Origin of the sequence: Streptococcus sp. oral taxon 431, assembly GCF_001553685.1 — a bacterium.
Lineage (GTDB): Bacteria > Bacillota > Bacilli > Lactobacillales > Streptococcaceae > Streptococcus.
Genome location: NZ_CP014264.1, coordinates 1,350,478 through 1,375,201, shown reverse-complemented (window position 1 = coordinate 1,375,201; position 24,724 = coordinate 1,350,478). Strand labels below are relative to the sequence as shown.

The following is a 24,724-nucleotide window of genomic DNA, read 5'->3' as shown; positions in this document are numbered from 1 at the left end:
CAGAGTTAATGAAAGAAAAAAGATCTGCTAACTTAAAGTTAGGAATTATTGTGCCGATAATTTTTGTTTTATTTAATATAGCTATGATTAGTTTGATGGGGGAAAGCCCAGAAGGAAAAAGTTACATATTGGCAACTTCTTTTAATTGGTATCCACTTTTAATTCTCCCAATAGTTTTGAGCTTACTAGTTGTGAATATAAATGGTAAAGAAAAGAGCGAGCATATTGTTTTACAAAAAAGCAAAAATCTAAGTTTTACAAAAATAGAATTGGCAAAAAATATTATTATTGTAGCTGAATTATTTATTATTCTACTAATATCAACAATATTAATATTTACTGTTGCGATATTTTTTCTAGGTGAAAAAATATCGCTAAGTCAATTAATTATAGCTACTATTTGTCTTTTTATTGGAAGTTTACCGATTGTTGCTTTATCTTTTTTGATATATGGACTTACAAAAAAGAAAGCTGTTCTTATATTGTTGAATTTTGTGTTGACATTCCCATCGGCTGTGATTGCAGTAACAAAAAATTGGATTTTATTTCCATGGTCATATAACTTGCGAATGCTTAGTCCAGTTGTTGGAGTACATCCAAATGGTACTTTTCTTGAGACTGGCTCTACACTAATGAATATGGATGCAACATACTTAGGATTGATTTTAAGTATTGCGGTCTATGTAGTCGTATTAACATTAAGTCTTCTAATTAACAACAAAAGGAGTAAATGAAGTGTATAATATGATATCATCATACTGGCTTAGAAGTAGAAGGACACCAGTAAGACTAATGACTTTTTTATGCCCAATCCTATTTTCTTTGATTTATGGTATTTATTCGATTAATTCAAAAGGATTAATAGGGAAAGAAATGGGAGTGTTCTTTTGCACATATATAATTTTAGCAAATTTTTCAATGTGTTTTTATATACCAATGATATATGAGGTTGATAAGGTAGCTGGGAATTTTGCAAATGATTTAAGGACTGGGATTAGTAGGAATAAAATATTCTTTTCTAAATCTATTTATATCTCTATATTACTATTTATAATTGAATTTATATCTATCTTGGTAATGATATTAATAGGGTTTGGAAAAGTTGAGTTTAATTATATAAGTACAGTTTTATGCTTTTTGATTGGTACAATTATGCTGATGCCAATGATTCCTGTTTATCAATTTTTAAGTTTGAAATTAGGTTTTTCTGGTAGTATACTAATCGGAATTTTTTTAACATTATCAGGTATTTTGTTAGGTACCACAGAATTAGGCGGTAATATTTGGTATTTATTACCTTTTGTTTGGCCGATAAAACTTATTTTTGCTTATACAAGTCATGAAGTTACAAGTCATGTTATTTTGATGTTTTTAGCATTATCAGTAATTATTACTGTATTGTTTATAGGCGTATTTAATATTTGGTATAATAGATGGGATGGTATTAATAAAATGGAGGAGTAGAATGAACTTATTAATCATAGATGATGATAAAGATTTATTACGACTTTTAGAGTTGACTTTTAAAAAAGAATATAATGTCGACCTTTGTGATTCAGCTGAAAAAATTGTTCCTGAACAGCTGGTTAAATATAATTTGATTATTCTTGATGTCATGATGGATAAAATGGATGGATTTGAGTTTTTATCACGATATAGAGAATTGATAGATGCACCGATTATCTTGTTGACGGCTAAAAGTTTTGAAAAGGACAAGATAGAGGGATTTGCCTTAGGCGCAGATGATTATGTTACAAAGCCATTTTCTGTATCTGAAATAAGGGCGAGGGTTGCAGCACATATTAGAAGAGAAAATAGAGATAAGCATAGTAGAATAATTGATTATCCAATTTCTTGTGACTTATTGTCTAAAAAAATATATTTCAAGGAAGATGAAATTACTCTTACCAAAAGTGAATATGAAATATGCGAATTACTTTTAAAAAATAGAAACCAGGTTTTTACTAAAGAAAAGATTTATACAACAATTTATGGATATGATGCTGAAGGTGATAGTTCAACTTCTATTACAGAAAGAATAAAAAAAATAAGAGAAAAATTTGCTGGATTTCATATAGATCCAGTTAAAACTATTTGGGGAGTAGGTTATCAATGGGAACTAAAAAAAGTTTAACCTATTTAATTAGTAAATTTGCAATTTTAGAATTGTTTTTTGTACTATTTATGAGTTTATTTTCCTATATGCCTCTAAACGTCTTAATTAACACTGGGGTAGTATATCCTGCAAATTATGCTGAAAGACATTCTGATACAGTAAAATATGAGTTTCAAAAAGAGAATTGGGAAATTGATAAAATACCATTTTTTTATGAATATCAATTAAGAGATAATGGAGAAATTATAGAAAATACGATTGATGAACGCTATAATCAAAAAATAAGTGAGGCATTGCAAGAAGGAAAATCTTCAAAGGAACACATAATAGGTTCAGATGTATTTAAGGCTTTTAAAAATGGTAATAAAGATTTGATCATAAAATATAAAATTAGTGCTATACCTACCAATCCAAATGTATACAAAATAATTGGAAATTTTGAATTGGTGTATTTTACAAGCATGTTTTGTCTGTGGCTAATTGGGTTTATTTATTTAATAAGTAATTTGACAAGGAAATTAAGGAGTGAAATTAGAAAGATATCCAAGGCTAATGAAAATATTGAAAAATTACAATTAGAATTTGAAAGAGAGTATTCTGATTATACAGAAATTTCAGGAGTGTTAGATTCTATAGATAGTATGGCAAGGAGCTTAAAGGCATCATTAGAAAAACAATGGAATATGCAGATGACACAAAAAGAAATGATTCAATCGATTACTCATGATGTGAGGACTCCGATTACTCTAATTAAGGGGAATATAGAATTATTAAAAGAAGATCAAGAAAATGTTCTTGAAAGAGCAGAAGATGCTTTAAATGGAGTGGAGAGATTGGAATCTTTTCTAAAAAAACTAAATGATTTTTCTGATTTGATGGAAGCTCCAAAGGAAGTTGTATCAAAAGAAGTTTTAGACGATTGGATAAAAATTGTGACTAGTATTTGTAAACTTAAGGGTTTTAGCTTGTCAATTCTTTCACATGATGCAAGTAATATTAAATTAGATAAAAATTCAATTTCTATTGCGTTACAAAATTTAGTAAATAATGCAATTGAGAATTCTTCAGTGGGTTCAACTATATTTATCGGTTTTTATGATGATATAGATGATTATACTATTGTTGTCAGGGATCAAGGCGATGGATTTAATGATGATATTCTTTATGATCTAAGGGAAAAATATGTATCAACAAAAATGTATGATAATAATATACATGGTTTGGGACTTTCAATTGTTACGAAAATACTTGAAACTAACAAGGGACAATTGTTACTAAATAATTACGATGGTCAAGGTAATGGTGCTGAAGTTAAAATGGTATTTAAAAAGTAAGCATATTTTAAAAAATTAATAAATCTGGTTACCAAGAGGGATAAATTTTCACTATTAAAGTGTAGAGGGAAATTTATCCTTTTTGCTTTTGAGGTATAAGAAAAATCTATTCCGTTATTAAGCAAAGAATCCTACATAGCAGAAAGCTAATTGATTTTTAACAACTGAATAGACCAAGGTGGGACGTTATCCATTTGTGGAGAATTATGATCTACGCCAAGACTTTTTTGCTTAGAAATTGGTTTAAATGAATACTGATAAGTGCCAAGAATAAAAGAAAAAGAGCGATAAATAGGAATACATAAAGAATAAAAGTATATTTTTTAATAGTTAATAATATACTTTTTAAACCAATAAATTGTTAGTTTCTGTTTAAATATTTGTTTAGTAAATATAGAATAAAGTAGATCAGTAAGTTGGTCTATTTTATTTTGTGTTTAATAGGTACTAAAACTCGAATTGTATATCTAAAAGTGATACAATAGATATACAAGAGTAAAAGGAGAATTGATATGTCACAAATTGCTGTTAGAGTAGATGATGATTTAAAAAAAGAAGCAACTGCGATTTTTAATGAATTAGGTTTGGATATGTCAACTGCTGTAAAATTATTTTTAAAACAAAGTGTTTTAACAAAAAGTATTCCCTTTAAACTTGCTTTAGATGAATATTCAAAAGATGAAGTAGAGCAAGCAAAGAAAGATATTCAAAGGTTAGTAAATGAAAAATCAGAAGTTGTAAAACTTGATTTTAAAAGAAAAGAAGATGTTGATGTATTTTTTAATGATTAGGAGATAGAAAATGGAAATAAAAAATGTGAGTTATTATAATTCTGTACCTCAATTTCTAAAACCAAAATTGAATTATTTTTTAAGAGATTTTTTAAATGATTATTCAGATCAATTAGATGAATTGGAAGCTGGTTCAGAATTTGATTCTGAAATTGAATATGAAGGAGATTTAGAAATATATTTTGTTAAATTTGTATTTAATAAAAAAGGTGGGGGAATTTTTGGTAATTCTGAAAGTGAGTTAGATATTTATTGCAATAATGAGCTCTGTTTAACTGCTAAATTGGGATAAAATGAAAAAAAACACTATCATTAGATAGTGTCAGAACGAAGACAAACGCCAAAAATGACGTTTGTCTTTTTCTGCTTTCAAAAATAGTTTGTCTCATCATCTGATATTCCATTCAAAAATCTGTATTTGAGAAAAATAAAAAGGGATATTCCCTATCCATTTCACTAATTTTTTGATATTTAAACACGCCAAAGTAAGCCCAACCTGATCCTCCATTTTGGACTTTCCTTTCTCTCTAGTGTATCTCAAATTATGGTATTCCTTAGCCGTTCCAAAGAGCCGTTCAATTGTTTCTTTGCGCTTCTTATAGAGCTCTTTCATTTCTCTTTGGTGACGAATCTCCTCACAAAATTCAAGGGCATCTTTCCAGACATGTCTCGTTACTACTTTTTGAAAATTCTTGCTTTGGGTACAAACGGATAATAGGGGGCAGTTAACACATACTTTAGGATTACTCTTATACTCACGGTAGCCTTCTCGAGTGGTTGTACGATAGCTTAATACTTGATTCTCTGGACAGACATAACAGTCATAACTTGCATCATAAACAAAATTACTAGGTCTTAAGTTCCCCTTTACTCCCTTTGGACGAGTATAAGGAAAGACAGGAATGATGTTTCGCTCTAATAAATAATGGGCAATAGCTGGGGTCTTGTAACCTGAATCCGCAATAATATAGTGGGGCGAGAATGGCTCTAACTTTGAAAATAGGGCAGGGAAAGCCTGACTATCATGAACATTTCCTGCTTCAACTGTATAAGCTAAGGCCCAACCATGCTTATCACAAGCAACTTGAGCAGAATAGGCAAATACTTCCTTATGTTCGCCCTTGTGAAACCAACCACACTCGGGATCTGTCGTTGAGATTTTCTTTTCCTTAGCCTCACTTTCTTTTGCGGGCTTTAAGGACTTTTTTTCGTGTTTTTTCCTATCTAAATCAATCTCAACTGCCAATTGTTCACTCATAAATTTAGCTTGTTGGTCTACCATTTCCTTACGATACTTGTGACTATTAGCCGCCGCTTTGATATGGGTACCATCCACAAATATTTCAGAAGGATCAATTAAGCCAGCATACAAAGCTTGGCTGAGAACTTGGGAAAAAATCTCAGAAATGAGTTCTTTATCTTGAAAACGACGGCTGTAATTCTTTCCATAGGTAGTAAAATGAGGAACCTTATCATCTAAAGTCAGTCCAAGAAACCAACGATAGGCCACGTTTACTTCAATCTCTTTCATGGTTTGGCGCATGGAACGAATACCATAAAAACATTTAATCAAAGGAATTTTGATTAACATGACGGGATCAAGACTAGGACGACCATTATCTGGACTATAGGTATCTTCTACCAAGTCATAAATAAAGTCAAAATCAACCTTTGAATCTACTTGTCGAAGAAAGTGATCTTTTGGGACCAATTCGTCTATTGTATAGAAACCATATTGCTTACGGTTATAATCAGGTTTTTCTTTGTGAAACATAGGGATTACCTCACAACTCTTCTTACCTCTATTATACGACTTTACACAAAGAAAAGCCCTTAGAAACTTGGGTTCTAAGGACTTTGTCTTCAATCTGACACTATCATTAGATAGTGTTATTTTTTTTGTTTTCATTATAAAATTGTGTTGCTATTTCTTTAACGTAGTTTTCATATTTTGAAGGAATATCAGCATTTTTGAGATAGTCTTGATAATTGAAGCTATCGTCTATTGGATATTCGCTATTAACTAAACTCATAAAATCAAGAATTCGTCCTTTTTCGCTATTATTTTCTATGTGTTCTTTGAAGGTATCTATTTGAGATAGTGAGTTGTTACAATCATCATTGATTAGATGGTGTTTCTCATGTAGTAGAACGTTTATTTTTTCGATCTCTGATGTATCGGCATTTTTAGAAATGTAAAGAAAGACAAAGAAAATTTAAAATGTTTATTTGAAGGCAATTATCACAAGTTCATTTTTAAAAATAATTTAGTATTTTTAATTTTTTTGACCAAATCATGACCAAATTTTGACCAAAAATTATATTTTGTCAATGGCTAGAGAATAAAATGGAGAAGACTCTAATGGTTCTTCTCCATTTTTTTATCTAATTGGTAATGTTGAAAATCGGAAGTGAAATGATACTTTCAAAGAATTCATTTTGGACACTAGCAAATGAAATAGAGCCCTGATGCAAATCAACAATTTGTTTTGAAATTTTTAGCCCAATTCCAGTCGTTCTAATTTTAGAAATATCAATGTTTTTAAAAGATAATTCATTAAGTTCAGCAATTTTTTCTGGTGAAGCTCCCTGTCCATTATCTTTGATTTCGACAATTACATTTGTATCTTTTTTGTATAAGTGGATTCTTATTGTGCAACCCTTTTCGTTATGTAAAACAGAGTTGTAGATGATATTATGGATAACTCTTGTGATTAAAAACTGCTCAATCATGATAGATTGATTAACAAGTGAATAATCGTAATCAAATTCAAATTCAAATTCATTCCAGATTTCTTGATTTAAAATATGGATGAGAATGTCTTTGAAGAAGGGGATAATTTTTGTTTCAGTCTGATTTAATTGAAGATGACCGGATGAAAGGCGAGCTACTATATTTAAGTCATTTAAAACATTTTGGATGTAATAGGATTCCGTCAATATTGGACGAATATGTTTTTTAAACTGTGTATCTAGTTCAGAATCATTTAACAAGGACGCGTTAGAAATGATGACAGAAAGAGGTGTTTTGATATCGTGTGCAATACCTGAAATCCATTGCTCTTTAAAGACTTCATTCTCTTTGAGTAGAGTATCGGTTTGATTAATTGCAGTTGTAAGATATTCTAGTTCTGATATAGAATTTATTGGATTTTTTAAACCATATGGGAGATTCTGAATAGCAGTTACAAGAGGCACAATTTTACGATTGATATGCGTCACGCCATAGTAGTAAAGAAAAGCGAAATAAAGGCAGTTGAAAAGCAATACTCCAAATGCTATTAGTGGAAACAGGCGGAGACTATCTATATCTAAGTAATTAAAACTATAACGAGCAATTTTATCTTTTGGAAAACCAACAACAATGATGTATCCACCTTTTATCTGACTAAAAACAGGATAATCTGAAAGATAATAGCGAGAAAACTGTAAAATGTCCCCGTAGTCAAATTGCGAAGGAACTTCTGTAGGTTTATACTGTTCGTACACTTGTTTTCCAGTCTGCTTATCCAATACCATGAGCCATAACTTTTGTTCTTTTAGACTAGAAATATCATTTTCAGGTATGTGGACGTTATTATTTGTGATGGTAATGTGTTCAGAAATTATTTTCACAGTCTCAGTAGCAGTTTGCTTTTTACTAATGTAGAAAACAAAACTGGCAATTAGAATAATATTGGTAATAAAGATAATGATGGAAGAAAAGATAAATTTCTTTAGTGAATACCTTAAAATTTTGGTTTGATTCATAATCATGATAACAATTTATATCCTAGCCCTTTAGCTGTCTTTAAATATTGAGGTTTTGAAGGATTTTCTTCTATTTTTTCTCGAATTTTCCGAATATGTACAGTCAAAGAGTTTTCATAACCAAAGCTATCCACTCCCCAAATCGTATCACAGAGAGATTCGGTTGAAACGATGTAATTTTTATTATCGTAAAGCTTTTTCAAAATCTGAATTTCAATTGGCGTAATAGAAATTTCTGCTCCATTTTTTTGTACTGTTGCATTCCGAAAACTCACCAAAGTCTGTCCAATCTGTATTGATTCCTGTTCTGATTTATAACTTCTCCGGAGCAGAGCCATAATACGATAGATAAGATTTTTTGGAATGAAGGGTTTCATGATATAATCATCACCACCAGCATTGAAACCAGCTATCTCATCTTCAGGATTATTTTTGGCAGTCAGAAAGAGGATAGGAGTATCGCCTTTTTTTCGGATATGTTTTGCTAATGTGTAGCCATCACCATCGGGGAGCATAATGTCCAAAAGGAAAAGGTCAAACTGCTCTGTTTCAATCATGTCCAAACTAGATTCTATATCATAGGCTGATGTTAGATTGGAAAATCCGTAGGCAGTGAGAATATCTCTTATGGAAGAGTTTAAAATTTTATCGTCATCAATGATAAGGATGTGCTTATTCAGGAGCTGTTGTTCGAAATTCATAATCTTACCTCGCTTATCTATATTATACCATTTAAAAGAGTGAAAAAAGCAAGATACTTTAATCTTAATGTAAAATTAAGGTTAGCTTAGTTTAAAATTAATCTAGCATGTCTATAATAAAGACATAACCTAGATAGAGATACTTCTCAAATAAATTTTAATCAGTGAGGTATTGCCAAATGGCTAAACAAAAAATGAATCTCGTTGAGATTGAAGTAATGAATTCTCTTCAAGAATTAACTCTTGAAGAACTTGATAACGTTCTTGGTGCTGGTGGTGGAGTAATCCAAATCCATTTTATTCAGACAAAACAATGGTAATAGTGACTCACCAATTAGATATTGTGAATTATGTTGATTCTATCATTTTTGTTGATAAGAGTAGTAGAGATGTTATCAAAGATACTCATGATAATTTGATTTATAGAAATCAAAATTATAAAAAATTATTTGGTTTAAAGGAGGAAGTTCATAATGGTTAGTAATGTTTTACAGATAAAAAACTTACAAAAGGTATTTAAGGACACTCAGGTAGTTAACCTTAGTTCCTTATCAGTTCAACAAGGTGAGATTTATGGTTTTCTAGGTCCAAATGGAGCTGGGAAAACAACCACCATGAAGATGATTTTGTCTTTGATTTCTCGTACAGATGGGGAGATTGAAGTGTTCGGTCAATCTATAGGTACGGACAAGCAGTATCTTAATCAGATTGGCTCTATGATTGAAGAACCATCTTATTATCCTAATTTGACAGGCTATGAAAATCTCTTGGTCTTTCAAAAAATCCTTGGATTTGATAAGAAAAACATTCAGGAAAGCTTGAAAATTGTGGGGTTAGATCAACCTAAAAACAAGAAAAAATTGGTTAAAGATTATTCTCTGGGTATGAAACAGCGCTTGGCTTTAGCCTTTGCCTTAGTCAAGAAACCGCGTTTGTTGATACTGGATGAACCAACTAACGGGCTAGACCCTGCAGGGATTCATGAAATTCGGGAACTGATTATCAAGTTGGCAAAAGAACAGGGCATTACTGTCTTCATCTCTACCCATATCCTTTCTGAAGTAGAGCATATCGCTGACCGTGTAGGGATTATCAATCATGGTCAACTCGTTTACGAGGGAGAAATTCGTAAAATTCAGTCCAATAAATGGCTGGAAGTGCGTGGGGATTTTAGAGGTCGACGTGAAGCCATTAGCCAAGTGTTATTTGGTTATCCGTGCAAGATGTTAGAAATACATGAGGATAAACTCAAGCTGACTAACCTTGCCGACCAGCAGATTTCTAGTTTGTTACGAGATTTAATAGTCGAGGAAGTTCCAATTTATGAAGTGAAGCAAGAACAAGAAACCTTGGAATCTATCTTCCTCAACTTAACCAAGGAGTGAGTCTTATGTTGAATAATTTGTCTATTGAATTGCTCAAGGCAAAACGAACCAAATCCTTCTTCATTATCATACTAGTTATGGGAGTCGGATTTGCTTGGGCAATTGCAGCCGCTACACGTTACCTAAGTAATCCAGACATGCACCAGATTAACCTAATTTTCTATATGATAAAAGAAGTAAATGGCTTGATTCTCCCTATCGTGATTGCTCTCTTTGTATCCCGGATTGTCAAGAACGAGAAGGAGGGCAACACTTTCAAACTGCTTTTGGCAAATGGTGAAAATGTACGGCATATCTTTCTGAGTAAGCTTGGCCTGACTATGTTCGTTTTGACCTTTCTCGCTATTTTGGAGGGAGTAGTAGTCCAGTTGATTGCAAACTTTTCTGGTCTAGAAATGCCTGTTAGCCTAATCCTCTGGCAAATCGTCATTTTCTTGCTAGCATCTTTTGTCTTAACCTGTCTGTTTTTGACTTTGCAGTTTTTACTGAAAAAGCAGGCATTGATAATGGCATTAGGGATTTTCGGAGGATTTCTTGGAGTTGGATTTGGTCATGCAACAGCTTTTCTACAGCTGATTTTCCCATTTGGTGGTATAGCATATCTGTCTCTGGTGGATTACCAGAAAGTCGCCAGTCAAGTGAGTTATGTTTTGGCGACAAACCTAGGATTTAAACTCTTTACATATTTGCCAATAGCCCTAATCTATCTCTTCTTATCTCTCTATCTAGTTGAAAAGAAAGGAGGCAAGCTATGATGTCTTATCTATCAGTAGAATGGCGGAAAACCCAAAAATTTTCCATGTTGATGATTGGTATTTTCTTCTTAGCTTTTTGTAGCCTGATTGGTCTTGGTATTTACTTAGGTGCAGCTTATTCTATGGTTGCAGAAAGTGAAAAAGTGCCTGTTTTATGGGGACAATTGACCTTCTATTATAGCCAGCTTTTCTTTCCGATTTTGGTCAGCATTTATGTAGCCATGATGTTAGGAAAAGAGTTTGATAGGAAAAATATTGAATTTCTCAGAGCTAATAATGTCAGTCTTGGGAAATTATTGTTGGCAAAAGAAATAGTAATTATCTTGTTTATTGCTGTTTTACAGTTGTTCTTGTTTGGTATTTTTTATGTCAGTGCTCACCTAATTCATTTAGAAATTTCTAATTTGTTCACCTACCTTAAGTGGGATTTATTGGGGATTTTTGGAACAATTAGTATGATGGCAGTACAGTTTTTTGTGACAGCTAAAACTCGTGTTTTTAGTAAATCTGTGGGAATTGGTTCTATTGGTACTTTCGTAGGATTCATGATGATTTTTGTATCTGATAAATTATCTTTAATCTATCCCTACTCCCAAGCTATGGTGGCAATGCGGTCACGGAATTTGATAGACTTTAATTTAGTGGAAATATTGCTGTTTATCATTGTAAATATTCTTCTGTGGGGGATTTTTCATACATTGAGTAATAAAGAATTGCATAAGTAATGCGAAGACTCTTCGGAGTCTTTTTCTTGTGATAAAAGCTCCAAGCTTTATCTGGTATGCTTGACCTAGTTTTTATAGAAAGAAGGTCTAAGATGTTAAATAAAGTCAAAACTAAATCCTTAATTAGTGTTGGAGCAGTGGCTGCAACTAGCTTTATTCTCTGCAATCTTGGCAGTAATCAGACATCAAAAACCGCTCTGCTGAGCGGTTTTTGATGTATCCATTTCTTCTACAACACCCAAGTTCGAATGGCATGAGCAACGCCTGATTCGTCATTAGATTTAGTGATGTATTTGGCAATTTTTTTGAGTTCTGGGTTTCCGTTTTCCATAACAACCGGGTTACCTACGACTTCGAGCATAGCACGGTCATTTTCTTCGTCTCCGATAGCCATGGTTTCATCCTTGCTTAGTCCAAGTTTCTCAGCTAGGTGAGTGATAGCTGAGCCTTTGTCTACATTCTTTTTAAGGAGCTCAAGGTAGAAAGGAGCAGATTTGTTGATGGAGTAGCGCTCATAAAATTCTGCAGGAATCTTTTCAATAGCGGCATCCAGAATTTCAGGCTCATCGATAAACATACATTTGACGATTTCCTTGTCAGCCATTTCTTCAGGTGTACGGTAAAAAATCGGCATGCTGACGAGGGTTGATTCGTGAACGGTATATTTTCCGATATTGCGATTGGCAGTATAGATGCCGTCCTTGGTAATAGCGTGCATATGGACGCCAAGTTTGCGGCTGAGGAATTCCATATCTAGATAATCCTCAAAAGTCAAGGATTCGCTGATAATCTCATGCCCTGTAGCTGTTTCTTGGACAAGGGCACCGTTGAAGGTCACTACATAGTCACCTTCATCTCTTAATTTCAAGTCATCTAGAAGTTTGGCAACGCCAGCGATAGGACGTCCAGTTGCAATCATAACTTTGACACCAGCTTTTTTGGCATCTTGAATAGCGGCAAATACTTCAGGAGTGATTTCCTTTTTGCTGTTGACAAGGGTTCCGTCGATATCGACAGCGATTAGTTTAATACTCATATAGTTCCTCTTTTAGTTTTTATTTGGTGTAAAATGATCGTTCTCAATTAAGTGTAAAAATTGCTGGGTGATGCTTGCAAAGATGCTGTTTTGGTCTAACATTTCTTTTGGAAAATAGAAACGATTATCTCCGTGGCGACTGCCAGCAAGGGATTGGACGATAGGAGACAGGCTAGAGAGTTCTGCTAGTTCTCCATTTTTTTGGATAATCTCAATCTGTGTCCGTGGGTTTTCTGATTCAGGGCGATAGATATCATAAGGAAGGTCAAAGTTCTTATGAATAGCTGTGTAATAGTCAGGATCAAAGCCGATATCTTCTACAAGTTTTCTCATAGATGCAAGCTGTTCTTGATCTTCTTGTGAAAAGGTGATAGATTTAAAAACCTTGCGATTGACAAAGCGTTGCGACAAGTCTGCGAGAATCTTGTCAGGACTGGTCATCCAGATCTGGAAGTAGGTATTCATCACACCATCATCCAGAGCCAGATAATCAGACAAGGTCACATTTTTTTCAAAGAAAGGCAGGAGATGTGGAGAAGTTCGTGCAAAGAAGTCCTTGTCTTCAGGATAGAGTTCCTTAGCGCGTTTGAGAAGATTTTTTAGGAGAACTTCCATGGCCCGTGTTGCTGGGTGGAAATAAACCTGCATGTACATCTGGTAGCGACTGAGGACGTAGTCTTCGATGGCGTGCATGCCATTGCGCTGAAAGGCGATACCATTTTCGACAGGGCGAATGACTCGGAGGATTCGAGTCAGGTCAAATTCTCCATAGGATGCTCCAGTAAAATAGGAGTCACGCAAGAGATAGTCCATGCGGTCTGCATCAATCTGACTAGAAATGAGTTGCACGACCTGCTTGTTAGAATAGGTGTGGTCGATGACACTGGCAACTTTTTCTGGAAAGTCTGGCGCGACTTGTAGTAGGACTTGGTGAATCTCTGTCTCAGGGCTTTGGATAATCTCTTGAGTAATGGCTTCATGGTCTGTATCAAAGAGATTTTCAAAGGTATGCGAGTAGGCACCATGTCCTAGGTCATGAAGTAGGGCTGCAGTCATGGTTAAGAGGGACTCGGAAGGATCCCATTCTTTAGGATACTTTTCCTCAAAAATCTCTGTGATACGGCGTGCAATCTCGTAAACACCTAGACAGTGAGAAAAGCGACTATGCTCTCCACCATGAAAGGTATAACTGGATGTACCCAACTGCTTGATTCGACGAAGCCGTTGAAATTCTTTGGTATTGATTAAGTCATAGATAATCTGATTATCAACATGGATATAATTGTGAACAGGGTCACGAAATACTTTTTCATTCATAAAACCATTATAGCAAAAAGCTACAGTTTTTGGTAAAATAGTAGGATAAGAGTGTAGAAAGAGGACTTGAAGTGAAGATTCGAATGAGAAATACCATCCAATTTGATGAACAATTGGAAGTGATCGACCAACTTTATGACGTTGAGTTACGTGAGAAAGGTGATTTTTCCTATCTCCTTTTTTACAATGAAGAGAAGGAAAAAGTGGTACTCAAGTTTAATGATACAGAGTTGGTGATGTCTCGATTTTCCAACCCTAAGACCATCATGCGTTTTCTGAAGGAAGCTGATAGTTTAGCCTATGTTCCTACACCAATGGGGATACAGGAGTTTATCATCCAAACAAGCCATTATCAAGTTGATCAGCAAAAGATTGAACTAGCCTATCAACTACAAAACAAAGAAGGAACTCCATTTGCGAACTATCGCTTAGAAATTACCTGGGGGTAAAAAGTGGAGGAGAAATCGGAAGTCAAAGTTTCGATTTCGAAGTTCCAAATCAACTAGCAGGTCAAAGTTTTTTGCTAATAAAAAATGAGGTTGGGATTTTTGTCCCAGCCTCTATTTGATATACAGTTCTTGATTTTTCAAGACAATTTCACGTACACTTGCAAATTTCTTCAGCTTTTTGATGTCTTCGGGATGTGTTACAAGCGTGATTACATAACCCTCTTTGCCCATACGTCCAGTACGGCCAGCGCGGTGAGTGTAGGTTTCCATATCTCTAGGAACGTCAAAGTTAACCACGCATTCCAAGCTATCAATGTCGATACCACGAGCTAGAAGGTCTGTTGCAAGAAGCAGTGTTAGTTGCTTGTCTTTGAATTTTTCTAGAATAACTTTTCTGAATTTAACGTTGACATCGCTAGCTAGTGAAACAGCTAAAACATCGCGATACTGCAATTTTTCCTCAGCGCTTCCGAGGTCTGATAAACTATTAAAGAAGACTAGGCCACGGAAATCCTCGACATGTGCCAGTTTTCTAAGCATATCTACTCGATGACGTTGGTCTACTTGCATGTAGAAGTGTTGAATGTTGTCCAACTTTTGATCAGAGAGGTCGATGGTGCGAGTGTTAGGTGCAATCTTATCTTGGTCAAATTTGGTAGTGGCACTCATGTAAATAAGTTGATGGTCACGAGGTGCGTAGTGGGTAATCTTTTCTACAAAGTGGATTTGAGAATCATCTAGCAACTGGTCAAACTCATCAAGTATAATAGTCTCCACATTCATCATCTTGATTTTTTTCAATTTGATCAGTTCAAAGATACGCCCAGGAGTTCCAATCAGAATTTCTGGGCCTTTTTTCAGTCGTTCGATTTGACGTTTCTGACTCGAACCTGACAGGAAGAGCTGAGCAGTCAAGCCGATAGCTTCACCCCAAGTTTTAGTTACCTCAAAAATCTGACCAGCCAGTTCAGTATTTGGTGCTAAAATCAATAGTTGCTGCGCTTTTTTCTTTTGGAGACGAAGAAGACTTGGTAGGAGATAAGCTAAAGTCTTACCTGTACCAGTTGGACTAACTCCAAGAAGGGTTTGACCGTCTAAAATTGGATCAAAAAGCTGAGTTTGAATGGGTGTGAATTCTTGAAAGCCGAGTTTTTCGGTTAGCTCTAGCCATTCTGTAGGTAGTTTGGTTTTCATTTTTCTGCCTCAAATCTAATGCCAGCAGTCTGGCGCATAGTGTATATTAGGTTATGGACGTGTGACGCATCCTCTAACCAAGCTTGGTAAAGTTCTAGGTTTGGCTGCTTGATCATGTTAGCAAAAGCAGCGACCTCCTCAGTCATGGTATGAGGTGCCTGCTGAATAGGTAGATATGTTTCATTACCTTGATGATCTGTAAAAATAGCTGATCGAACATGTTCAATAGTGTTGAGTGTCAAGGTTCCATCTGTTGTATATATTTCACAAGGCAGATTAGAAGTAATGTTTTTACCAGCCTTGATATGGACTTGATAACCGGGATAAGATAAGATACCATCTCCATTTAAATCAATGGTGTTGTCAAGTTGCTGAGTTTGATAGGTCGCATTAAGTGCCTTTCCAAACAAGCGAACCGCAGCATAGATCGGATAAATTCCCAAGTCCATGAGAGCCCCACCAGCAAAACGGTCTGAAAATACATTCGGAGTGTTTCCAGAAAGAAGGTCAGACATCTTAGAAGAATACTTGGCATAGTTAAAATCTGCACCTAAAACTTGCTTATCTGCTAAAAAGTTTTTAATAACGGTGAAGGCTTCCTCATGATAGTTTCTTGCTGCTTCAAAGATGAAACGGTGATTCTCCTGAGCTATTTCAACTAAATCCTGCCATTCTTGGGGTTGAGTCACCGCTGGTTTTTCAAGGATAACATGTTTGCCAGCAGATAAAGCGGCCTTGGCTTGAGTAAAGTGCAGAGAATTTGGACTTGCGATATAGATAACATCAAATTCAGATTGGAAGAAATCCTCTAAATTATCAAATAGACTAACATCTGAATAGGAACTAGCAAATTGCTGAGCAGTCGTGAGCTTTCTTGAATAAACAGCCACTAACTGGAATTCCTGACTAGCATGAGCAGCTTCTATAAAGTGGTGACTGATTGCACCAGTGCCGATAATACCAAGTTTAAGCATGAAATCTCCTTTTCTACAAGTAATGACTGCTTTCATTATATCACAGATAGACTAAACTAGCCAAAGGGAGACAATTCTTTTATTTGACACTTCGAATTTTCCTCAAAAAATGGTACAATAGATTCAGAAAAAATAGGAGTGTAGTATGAGATTATTACCTATGAGAAAAATTTCTCGTCATTCAAAAAGATTGGCGCTTTTTTTGACTTTTTGTGCGGGTTATGTAGATGCCTATACCTTTATCATACGTGGGAATACTCTAGTTGCAGGCCAAACGGGGAATGTCGTTTTCCTTTCCGTTGGTCTCATTCAGGACAATGTTTCAGATGCCAGCGCCAAGGTAATGACCTTGATTTCCTTCATGGTGGGTGTCTTCCTCTTGACAGTCTATAAAGAAAAGTTGAGGATTGTAAGAAAACCAATTTTATCCCTTGTTCCACTAGCAATTTTATCTTTGATTATAGGATTTGTTCCCTTGACGGTTGATAATATATACATAGTACCACCGTTAGCATTTTGTATGGGTCTGGTTACAACAGCATTCGGTGAAGTTTCAGGAATTGCATACAACAATGCTTTTATGACTGGAAATATCAAACGAACCATGTTAGCATTTGGTGAATATGTTCGCACAAAACATACACCTTTTTTAAGAGAAGGTCTCATCTTTGTTAGCTTGCTGTCGAGTTTTGTACTTGGGGTTGTTGTATCAGCTTATCTGAGTATTTTTTATGAAGAAAAAACAATTTTAGGGATTCCAATCATGATGAGTATTTTTTATTTAAGTATGCTTTTTGCATCTTGGAGGAAAAAAATAAGAGAAAAAGTTTAAATTCGATGATAAATACTTGTCAAGAACTAGGAATCATGCTATACTTGAAGAGTTGACTATGCACGATCCTGTGCAACCGCACGAACATCGTTGCTCGTCGTATAACAAATTTAAACTTCGTCATTATCGCCTTGCCTAACATAAGTTATGTCTTCGGCTCAATTCCTAGTTTATTCTTTGTTATACTTAGAGCTCTTCTTTTAAGTGGTTCGTCCCACGATGCTAGGCGAGTCTTCACAAAAAATATGGGGAAACCCCAAAAAATCATAGGAGGTGCATAATGAGCACATACGCAATTATCAAAACTGGCGGAAAACAAGTTAAAGTTGAAGTTGGTCAAGCAATCTACGTTGAAAAATTGAACGTTGAAGCTGGTCAAGAAGTTACTTTTAACGAAGTTGTTCTTGTTGGTGGTGAAAACACTGTTGTCGGAACTCCACTTGTTGCTGGAGCTACTGTAGTTGGAACTGTTGAAAAACAAGGAAAACAAAAGAAAGTTGTTACTTACAAGTACAAACCTAAAAAAGGTAGCCACCGTAAACAAGGTCACCGTCAACCATATACAAAAGTTGTCATCAACGCAATCAACGCTTAATTTTAAGGAGAACACATGATACAAGCAGTCTTTGAGAGAGCCGAAGATGGCGAGCTGAGGAGTGCGGAAATTACTGGACACGCCGAGAGTGGCGAATACGGCTTTGATGTCGTGTGTGCATCGGTTTCTACGCTTGCCATTAACTTTATCAATTCGATTGAGAAATTTGCAGGCTATGAACCAATCTTAGAATTAAACGAAGATGAAGGTGGCTATCTGATGGTTGAAATTCCTAGAGACCTTCCTTCACACCAGAGAGAAATGACGCAGTTATTTTTTGAATCATTTTTCTTAGGTATGGCAACCTTATCGGAGGACTCTTCTGAGTTCGTCCAAACCAGAGTTATCACAGAAAACTAACACGGAGGAAAACATTATGTTAAAAATGACTCTTAACAACTTGCAACTTTTCGCCCACAAAAAAGGTGGAGGTTCTACATCAAACGGACGCGATTCACAAGCAAAACGTCTTGGAGCTAAAGCAGCTGACGGACAAACTGTAACAGGTGGATCAATCCTTTACCGTCAACGTGGTACACACATCTATCCAGGTGTAAACGTTGGACGTGGTGGAGACGATACTTTGTTCGCTAAAGTTGAAGGCGTAGTACGCTTTGAACGTAAAGGTCGCGATAAAAAACAAGTTTCTGTTTACCCAATCGCAAAATAATCGCTCTAAGTAGCATTAAATAAGGCTTTCCGAGTTTTCGGAGAGCCTATTTTTTTATCCAAAAAGAATATAAGAAATTAAAACCCTGTTCATTCGTATTTTATATATAAAACAAAGTATGAAAGCGCATCTCAATTTTAAGACTTTTTGGTAAATTAAGAGTATAATCAAAGTGTGTTACCTTTTTATAAGATAACAAGCTAATATAATAAAGTTTAGCTTGCATATTTTTAAAATTTTATTTCAAGGAGGAATAATGGAAAAGTATTTTGGTGAAAAACAGCAGCGTTTTTCATTTAGAAAATTATCAGTAGGACTTGTATCTGCAACGATTTCAAGTTTATTTTTTATGTCTGTATTAGCTAGCTCATCTGTAGAGGCTCAAGAGACTAAAGGTGTTCACTATAAATATGTGACAGAGTCAGAGCTATCATCAGAAGAAAAGAAGCATCTTGTCTATGACATTCCGACATACATGGAGAATGATGATGAGACTTATTATCTTGTTTATAAATTAAATTCCCAAAATCAACTGGGAGACTTACCAAATACTGGAAGTAAGAATGATATGCAAACCCTAGTTGCTGGTGCTAGCTTAGCGGCTCTGGGGATTTTAATTTTTGCCGTTTCTAAGAAAAAAGTTAAGAATAAAACAGTATTACATTTAGTATTGGTTGCAGGGATAGGAAATGGTGTCTTAGTTTCAGCTCATGCTTTAGAAAATAATCTTTTGCTAAATTACAATACTGACTATGAATTAACCTCAGGAGAAAAATTACCTCTTCCTAAAGACATTTCTGGTTACACATATATCGGATATATCAAAGAGGAAAACATAACTTCTGAGTCTATAGTAAATAATCAAGAAAAATCAGCAGCCACTCCTACAAAACAACAAAAGGTGGATTATAATGTTACACCGAATTTTGTAGAGAATCCATCAACAGTACAAGCTATTCAGGAACAAACACCTGTTTCTTCAACTAAGCCGACAGAAGTTCAAGTAGTTGAAAAACCTCTTTCTACAGAATTAACCAATCCAACAAAAAAAGAGAAACAATCTTCAGATTCTCAAGAACAATTAGCCAAACATAAGGATGTACAAGCTGGAACTCTGGTAACCGACAAGGGGGAGCCAGCGATCCAGCCAGAGTTACCAGAAGCAGTTGTATCTGATAAAGGGGAGGCTGCAGTCCAACCCGCCTTGCCAGAAGCTGTGGTAAGTGATAAAGGCGTACCGGAAGTTCAACCTGCGTTACCAGAAGCAGTTGTAAGTGACAAAGGCGAATCTGAAGTTCAACCAACGTTACCAGAAGCAGTAGTAACTGACCAGGGCGAACCAGCGGTCCAGCCAGAATTACCCGAAGCAGTTGTAAGTGACAAAGGCGAATCTGAAGTTCAACCAACGTTACCAGAAGCAGTAGTAAGTGACAAGGGTGAGCCTGCAGTCCAACCCGCCTTGCCAGAGGCTGTTGTAAGTGATAAAGGCGTACCTGAAGTTCAACCTGCGTTACCCGAAGCGGTTGTAACTGACAAAGGTGAGCCGGAAGTTCAACCCGCCTTGCCAGAAGCAGTTGTTACTGATAAAGGAGAACCGGAAGTTCAACCTGAATTGCCAGAAGCAGTTGTAACCGATAAAGACAAACCGGAAGTTCAACCTGAATTGCCAGAAGCAGTTGTAAGCGATAAAGGAGAACCAGCAGTCCAACCCGCCTTACCAGAAGCAGTTGTGACTGACAAAGGTGAGCCGGAAGTTCAACCTGCGTTACCAGAAGCAGTCGTGACTGATAAGGGTGAGCCTGCAATTCAGCCAGAGTTACCAGAAGCTTTAGTAAGTGACAAAGGCGAACCAGAAGTTCAACCTGAATTACCCGAAGCAGTTGTAAGTGACAAAGGCGATCCAGCGATCCAGCCAGAGTTACCAGAAGCAGTTGTAAGCGATAAAGGAGAACCGGAAGTTCAACCTGAATTGCCAGAAGCAGTTGTTACTGATAAAGGTGAACCTGAAGTTCAGCCTGAATTACCAGAAGCTGTTGTTACTGATAAAGGCGAACCTGCAGTCCAATCAGCGTTGCCAGAAGCTGTTGTAAGTGGCAAAGGGGAGCCTGAACAGGTAGCCCCACTTCCAGAATACACTGGTGATATTGATCAAGTAAAGCCAGATATTCCGACTGAAAAAACGAAAGAGCAGGATCCAGAAAAAACACTCGAATTAAGAAATGTTTCGGATATTGAGTTGTACAGCCAGACGAATGGGACTTATAAACAACATATCTCATTGGATGGAATTCCAAAGAATACGGATAATTACTTTGTCAAGGTAAAATCTTCGGCATTTAAAGATATCTATCTACCAGTCTCCTCAATAACTCAAGAGGAAAGAAATGGTCAGTCAGTTTATAAAATTACAGCTAAGGCTGAGAAACTCCAGCAAGAGCAGAACAATAAATATGTCGACAATTTCAGCTTCTATCTTTCCAAGAAGGCTACAGAGGAAAAGACAAACTTTACTTCCTTTAGTAATCTGGTCAAAGCTATAAACCAAAATCTCTCTGGAACCTATCATTTAGCAGCTAGCCTGAATGCTAACGAAGTGGAGCTTAGTCCTGATGATAAATCCTATATCAAGGGAACCTTTACTGGTCAGTTGATTGGAGAAAAAGATGGTAAGAAGTATGGTATTTATAACTTGAAAAAACCTCTGTTTGAAAACTTGAGTGGTGCTACAGTAGAAAAACTGAGTCTAAAAAATGTTACTATTTCAGGGAAAGATGATATCGGTTCACTGGCAAATGAAGCTCAGAATAACACAAAAATTAAGCAAGTTCATGTCGATGGTGTTCTGGCTGGAGAACGTGGTATCGGTGGTTTGTTGGCTAAGGCAGACCAATCAAGCATCACAGAGAGTAGTTTCAAGGGAAGAATTGTCAATACCTATGAAACAACTGATGCCTACAATATTGGCGGTCTGGCCGGTCATTTAACAGGAAAAAATGCGTCTATTGCTAAATCAAAAGCGACAGTAGCCATTTCATCCAACACCAATAGTTCAGATCAGACTGTTGGTGGGCTTGCAGGTCTAGTAGATCAAGATGCGCATATACAGGATAGCTATGCTGAAGGTGATATCAACAATGTCAAGCACTTTGGTAGAGTTGCGGGTGTGGCTGGATATTTGTGGGATCGAACTTCTGGTGAGGAACGGCATGCTGGAAGCTTGACCAATGTTCTCAGTGATGTCAATGTAACCAACGGAAATGCCATTACCGGTTACCACTATAATGACATGAAGGTGAAGGACACATTCAGCAGCAAGGCGAACAGAGTATACAATGTCACCTTGGTTAGGGATGAAGTCGTCAGCAAAGAATCCTTTGAAGAAAGAGGAACAATGTTAGATGCTTCTGAAGTGACTAATAAAAAAGCAGAAATCAATCCTCTCACTCCTCCAACAATGGAGCCCCTTTCAACAAGTGGTAGTAAAGAAAGTGATTTTTCTAAGGTAGCCCATTATCAAGCTAACCGTGCTTTGGTTTATAAGAACATTGAAAAATTGTTACCTTTCTATAACAAGGCGACCATCGTGAAATACGGAAACCTGGTTAAGGAGAACAGTCTCTTATATCAAAAAGAACTCTTGTCCGCAGTTATGATGAAGGATGACCAAGTAATCACAGATATTGTTTCTAACAAACAGACTGCAAATAAACTCTTGCTTCACTATCAGGACCATTCATCTGAGAAGCTCGATCTCAAGTACCAGACTGATTTTGCCAAGCTAGCAGAATATAGTTTAGGGGATACAGGACTCCTCTACACTCCAAATCAATTCTTGTATGACCAAGACTCTATCATTAAGCAAGTCTTACCTGACTTACAAAAGGTTGACTATAAGTCGGATGCCATCAGAAAGACACTCGGAATTTCTCCAGATGTCAAGCAAACTGAGCTCTATCTGGAAGACCAGTTCGTCAAAACAAAACAAAATTTGGCAAACAGTTTGAAAAAACTCTTGTCAGCAGATGCTGGACTTGCTGGTGACAACCCAGTTACCAGAGGCTATCTTGTAGATAAAATCAAGAACAATAAGGAAGCCTTGCTACTCGGTTTAACTTATTTAGAACGTTGGTATAACTTTAGCTATGGTCAAGTGAATGTCAAAGACCTGGTGATGTATCGTCCAGACTTCTTTGGTAAAGGAAATACTTCACCATTAGATACTCTGATTGAGTTAGGTAAATCTGGCTTTAACAATCTTCTTGCTAAAAACAATGTCGATACTTATGCTATCAGTCTTGCCAGCCATCATGGAACGACAGATTTGTTTAGCACGCTAGAAAATTACCGAAAAGTCTTTTTACCAAACACTAGCAATAATGACTGGTTTAAAAAACAGACCAAAGCTTTCATTGTCGAAGAAAAATCCACTATTGCAGAGGTCAAAGCCAAGCAAGAGCAAGCAGGGACTAAGTATTCTATCGGTGTTTATGACAGAATTACTAGTAGTACTTGGAAATATCGCAATATGGTCTTGCCTCTCCTTACCTTGCCAGAAAGATCTGTATTTGTCATCTCAACCTTGTCTAGCCTAGGATTTGGCGCTTACGATCGCTACCGCAACAGCGATTATAAGGCTGGAGATGAACTCAATAAGTTTGTTGAAGATAATGCGCGTGAAACAGCCAAACGTCAGCGAGATCACTATGATTATTGGTATCGTATTTTAGATAAAGAAGGACGTGAAAAGCTCTATCGTACAATTTTACTTTATGATGCCTATAAGTTTGGAGATGATACAACATCTGGAAAAGCTACAGTTGAGGCTCAGTTTGATAGTACCAATCCGGCGATGAAGAATTTCTTTGGTCCAGTGGGGAATAAAGTAGTTCACAATCACCATGGTGCTTATGCAACTGGAGATGGCGTTTACTATATGTCCTATCGTATGTTAGATAAGGATGGAGCTATCACCTATACCCATGAGATGACACATGATTCAGATCAGGATATTTACCTTGGTGGCTATGGTCGAAGAAGTGGCTTAGGACCGGAGTTCTTCGCAAAAGGCTTATTGCAAGCTCCTGATCAACCAAGTGATGCAACCATTACCATCAACTCTATCTTGAAACATAAAACATCAGATAGTACAGAAGGCCAGCGATTGCAAGTACTTGATCCAACTACAAGATTTAATGACGCAGCAGATCTTCAGAACTACGTCCACAATATGTTTGATGTCGTTTACATGTTGGAATATCTCGAAGGGCAATCTATTGTGAAACAGTTAGATGCTTATCAGAAAATGACGGCTCTGAGAAAAATCGAGAATAAATACGTGAAAGATCCTGCAGATGGAAATGAGGTTTACGCTACTAACGTTGTACAAAATCTGACAGAAGAAGATGCCAAAAAATTGACTACCTTTGATAGTTTAATTAAAAATAATATCTTGTCAGCTCGTGAATATAAGTCTGGGGAATATGAAAGAAACGGTTACTATACGATTAAACTCTTCGCCCCAATCTATTCGGCTCTGAGCAGTAAGGGAACTCCGGGTGATTTGATGGGACGTAGGATAGCTTATGAACTTTTGGCTGCCAAAGGTTTTAAGGATGGAATGGTACCTTATATCTCAAACCAATACGAGGAAGTTGCTAAACAACAAGGGAAAACTATCAATCTTTATGGTAAAGAACGAGGATTGGTGACAGATGATCTTGTTTTGGAAAAGGTATTTGAAGGTAAGTATAAAACTTGGGCAGAATTTAAGACAGCTATGTACCAAGAACGGGTGGGTCAGTTTGGAAACTTGAAAAAGGTGACCTTCAACGATCCAACTAAATCTTGGGCAAGTTTTGCAAGAAAGACGATTCATAGTGTAGAAGAACTGCAGCGATTAATGGACGAAGCTGTCCGTAAGGATGCAGATGAGAATCGTTATTCTTGGGACAACTATAATCCAGAATATGATAGTGCAGTTCATAAGTTAAAGAGAGCAGTGTTTAAGGCCTATCTAAATCAAACTGATGATTTTAGAAGTTCAATTTTTGAAAATAAAAAATAGTGTTTACTATTAGGAAATAAAATTAAAGAAGGTGAT

23 protein-coding genes and 1 pseudogene are annotated in these 24,724 nt (G+C 36.1%); 17 read left to right on the top strand and 7 right to left on the bottom strand.

Going from position 1 to position 24,724, the window contains the following annotated elements; translation table 11 throughout:
- Positions 1 to 8 precede the first annotated feature (8 nt).
- The 6 genes from AXE83_RS06425 (at position 9) to AXE83_RS06400 (ending at position 4,533) form a co-directional block, all read left to right on the top strand.
- Complete coding sequence (locus tag AXE83_RS06425; protein ID WP_237370547.1) at positions 9 to 734, top strand: lantibiotic ABC transporter permease; 726 nt, start codon at positions 9 to 11, stop codon at positions 732 to 734.
- Position 735: 1 nt separating this feature from the next.
- Positions 736 to 1,464, top strand: coding sequence for a lantibiotic ABC transporter permease (locus AXE83_RS06420; protein WP_060955838.1), 729 nt, complete (start codon positions 736 to 738; stop codon positions 1,462 to 1,464).
- Between the two features lies 1 nt (position 1,465).
- Positions 1,466 to 2,134: a response regulator transcription factor gene (locus AXE83_RS06415; RefSeq protein ID WP_060955837.1), complete on the top strand. Its 669-nt coding sequence runs from the start codon at positions 1,466 to 1,468 to the stop codon at positions 2,132 to 2,134.
- Positions 2,113 to 3,450, top strand: coding sequence for a sensor histidine kinase (locus AXE83_RS06410; protein WP_060955836.1), 1,338 nt, complete (start codon positions 2,113 to 2,115; stop codon positions 3,448 to 3,450). Before AXE83_RS06415 ends, AXE83_RS06410 begins: the two co-directional genes overlap by 22 nt.
- A 512-nt stretch (positions 3,451 to 3,962) precedes the next feature.
- Positions 3,963 to 4,241 carry a type II toxin-antitoxin system RelB/DinJ family antitoxin gene (locus AXE83_RS06405; protein ID WP_060955835.1) on the top strand — a complete coding sequence of 93 codons (279 nt, stop codon included), beginning with the start codon at positions 3,963 to 3,965 and terminating at the stop codon, positions 4,239 to 4,241.
- Between the two features lie 10 nt (positions 4,242 to 4,251).
- Entirely contained in the window at positions 4,252 to 4,533 is a 282-nt protein-coding gene (locus tag AXE83_RS06400; RefSeq protein ID WP_060955834.1) for a hypothetical protein, read from the top strand.
- 96 nt (positions 4,534 to 4,629) lie between these two features.
- On the opposite strand, the gene AXE83_RS06395 is transcribed toward AXE83_RS06400, so the two are convergent.
- The 3 genes from AXE83_RS06395 to AXE83_RS06380 form a co-directional block, all read right to left on the bottom strand.
- Entirely contained in the window at positions 4,630 to 6,015 is a 1,386-nt protein-coding gene (locus AXE83_RS06395) for an IS1182 family transposase (protein WP_060955833.1), read from the bottom strand.
- Between the two features lie 611 nt (positions 6,016 to 6,626).
- A complete protein-coding gene (locus AXE83_RS06385; RefSeq protein ID WP_060955831.1) occupies positions 6,627 to 7,997 on the bottom strand; it encodes a sensor histidine kinase in 1,371 nt (456 codons plus the stop codon).
- On the bottom strand, positions 7,994 to 8,692 hold the full coding sequence (locus tag AXE83_RS06380; RefSeq protein ID WP_060955830.1) for a response regulator transcription factor: 699 nt from the start codon (positions 8,690 to 8,692) through the stop codon (positions 7,994 to 7,996). Before AXE83_RS06380 ends, AXE83_RS06385 begins: the two co-directional genes overlap by 4 nt.
- A gap of 179 nt (positions 8,693 to 8,871) precedes the next feature.
- Here AXE83_RS06380 and AXE83_RS06375 point away from each other — a divergent pair, with 179 nt between their 5' ends.
- The 5 genes and pseudogenes from AXE83_RS06375 to AXE83_RS11015 all read left to right on the top strand — a co-directional run.
- Entirely contained in the window at positions 8,872 to 9,012 is a 141-nt protein-coding gene (locus AXE83_RS06375) for a type A2 lanthipeptide (RefSeq protein ID WP_060955829.1), read from the top strand.
- Between the two features lie 153 nt (positions 9,013 to 9,165).
- Entirely contained in the window at positions 9,166 to 10,077 is a 912-nt protein-coding gene (locus AXE83_RS06370; protein ID WP_060955828.1) for an ABC transporter ATP-binding protein, read from the top strand.
- A 5-nt stretch (positions 10,078 to 10,082) separates the two neighbouring features.
- The gene (locus AXE83_RS06365; RefSeq protein ID WP_029689695.1) at positions 10,083 to 10,832 is read left to right on the top strand and encodes an ABC transporter permease; all 750 of its coding nucleotides are present in this window, start codon (positions 10,083 to 10,085) and stop codon (positions 10,830 to 10,832) included.
- The gene (locus tag AXE83_RS06360; protein WP_006149384.1) at positions 10,829 to 11,557 is read left to right on the top strand and encodes an ABC transporter permease; all 729 of its coding nucleotides are present in this window, start codon (positions 10,829 to 10,831) and stop codon (positions 11,555 to 11,557) included. Before AXE83_RS06365 ends, AXE83_RS06360 begins: the two co-directional genes overlap by 4 nt.
- Before the next feature lie 92 nt (positions 11,558 to 11,649).
- A pseudogene (locus tag AXE83_RS11015) lies at positions 11,650 to 11,748 on the top strand (peptidylprolyl isomerase); the annotation flags it as partial.
- 38 nt (positions 11,749 to 11,786) lie between these two features.
- Here AXE83_RS11015 and yidA read toward each other — a convergent pair.
- Together yidA and AXE83_RS06350 are read right to left on the bottom strand one after the other, a co-directional pair.
- On the bottom strand, positions 11,787 to 12,593 hold the full coding sequence (gene yidA / locus AXE83_RS06355; protein WP_060955827.1) for a sugar-phosphatase: 807 nt from the start codon (positions 12,591 to 12,593) through the stop codon (positions 11,787 to 11,789).
- Positions 12,594 to 12,605: 12 nt separating this feature from the next.
- Entirely contained in the window at positions 12,606 to 13,910 is a 1,305-nt protein-coding gene (locus AXE83_RS06350) for an HD domain-containing protein (RefSeq protein WP_060955826.1), read from the bottom strand.
- A gap of 71 nt (positions 13,911 to 13,981) precedes the next feature.
- On the opposite strand from AXE83_RS06350, the gene AXE83_RS06345 reads away from it, so the two are divergent.
- Positions 13,982 to 14,359: a DUF1934 domain-containing protein gene (locus AXE83_RS06345; protein WP_148130305.1), complete on the top strand. Its 378-nt coding sequence runs from the start codon at positions 13,982 to 13,984 to the stop codon at positions 14,357 to 14,359.
- 111 nt (positions 14,360 to 14,470) lie between these two features.
- On the opposite strand, the gene AXE83_RS06340 is transcribed toward AXE83_RS06345, so the two are convergent.
- Both AXE83_RS06340 and AXE83_RS06335 read right to left on the bottom strand, forming a co-directional pair.
- Entirely contained in the window at positions 14,471 to 15,553 is a 1,083-nt protein-coding gene (locus AXE83_RS06340) for a DEAD/DEAH box helicase (protein WP_060955825.1), read from the bottom strand.
- Positions 15,550 to 16,527, bottom strand: coding sequence for a Gfo/Idh/MocA family protein (locus tag AXE83_RS06335; RefSeq protein WP_045763443.1), 978 nt, complete (start codon positions 16,525 to 16,527; stop codon positions 15,550 to 15,552). The genes AXE83_RS06340 and AXE83_RS06335 overlap by 4 nt, the downstream gene beginning before the upstream one ends.
- A gap of 145 nt (positions 16,528 to 16,672) precedes the next feature.
- On the opposite strand from AXE83_RS06335, the gene AXE83_RS06330 reads away from it, so the two are divergent.
- The 5 genes from AXE83_RS06330 to AXE83_RS06310 all read left to right on the top strand — a co-directional run bounded on the left by AXE83_RS06330 (position 16,673) and on the right by AXE83_RS06310 (position 24,688).
- Positions 16,673 to 17,359 (top strand): YoaK family protein, encoded by a 687-nt coding sequence (locus tag AXE83_RS06330; RefSeq protein WP_045763442.1) that lies wholly within the window; start codon positions 16,673 to 16,675, stop codon positions 17,357 to 17,359.
- A gap of 280 nt (positions 17,360 to 17,639) precedes the next feature.
- Positions 17,640 to 17,954 (top strand): 50S ribosomal protein L21, encoded by a 315-nt coding sequence (gene rplU / locus AXE83_RS06325; RefSeq protein ID WP_000109137.1) that lies wholly within the window; start codon positions 17,640 to 17,642, stop codon positions 17,952 to 17,954.
- A 15-nt stretch (positions 17,955 to 17,969) separates the two neighbouring features.
- Positions 17,970 to 18,314, top strand: coding sequence for a ribosomal-processing cysteine protease Prp (locus AXE83_RS06320; RefSeq protein ID WP_000613695.1), 345 nt, complete (start codon positions 17,970 to 17,972; stop codon positions 18,312 to 18,314).
- Positions 18,315 to 18,330: 16 nt separating this feature from the next.
- The gene (gene rpmA / locus AXE83_RS06315; protein WP_000916509.1) at positions 18,331 to 18,624 is read left to right on the top strand and encodes a 50S ribosomal protein L27; all 294 of its coding nucleotides are present in this window, start codon (positions 18,331 to 18,333) and stop codon (positions 18,622 to 18,624) included.
- A 256-nt stretch (positions 18,625 to 18,880) separates the two neighbouring features.
- A complete protein-coding gene (locus AXE83_RS06310) occupies positions 18,881 to 24,688 on the top strand; it encodes a ZmpA/ZmpB/ZmpC family metallo-endopeptidase (RefSeq protein ID WP_060955824.1) in 5,808 nt (1,935 codons plus the stop codon).
- The last annotated feature ends 36 nt before the right edge of the window (positions 24,689 to 24,724 follow it).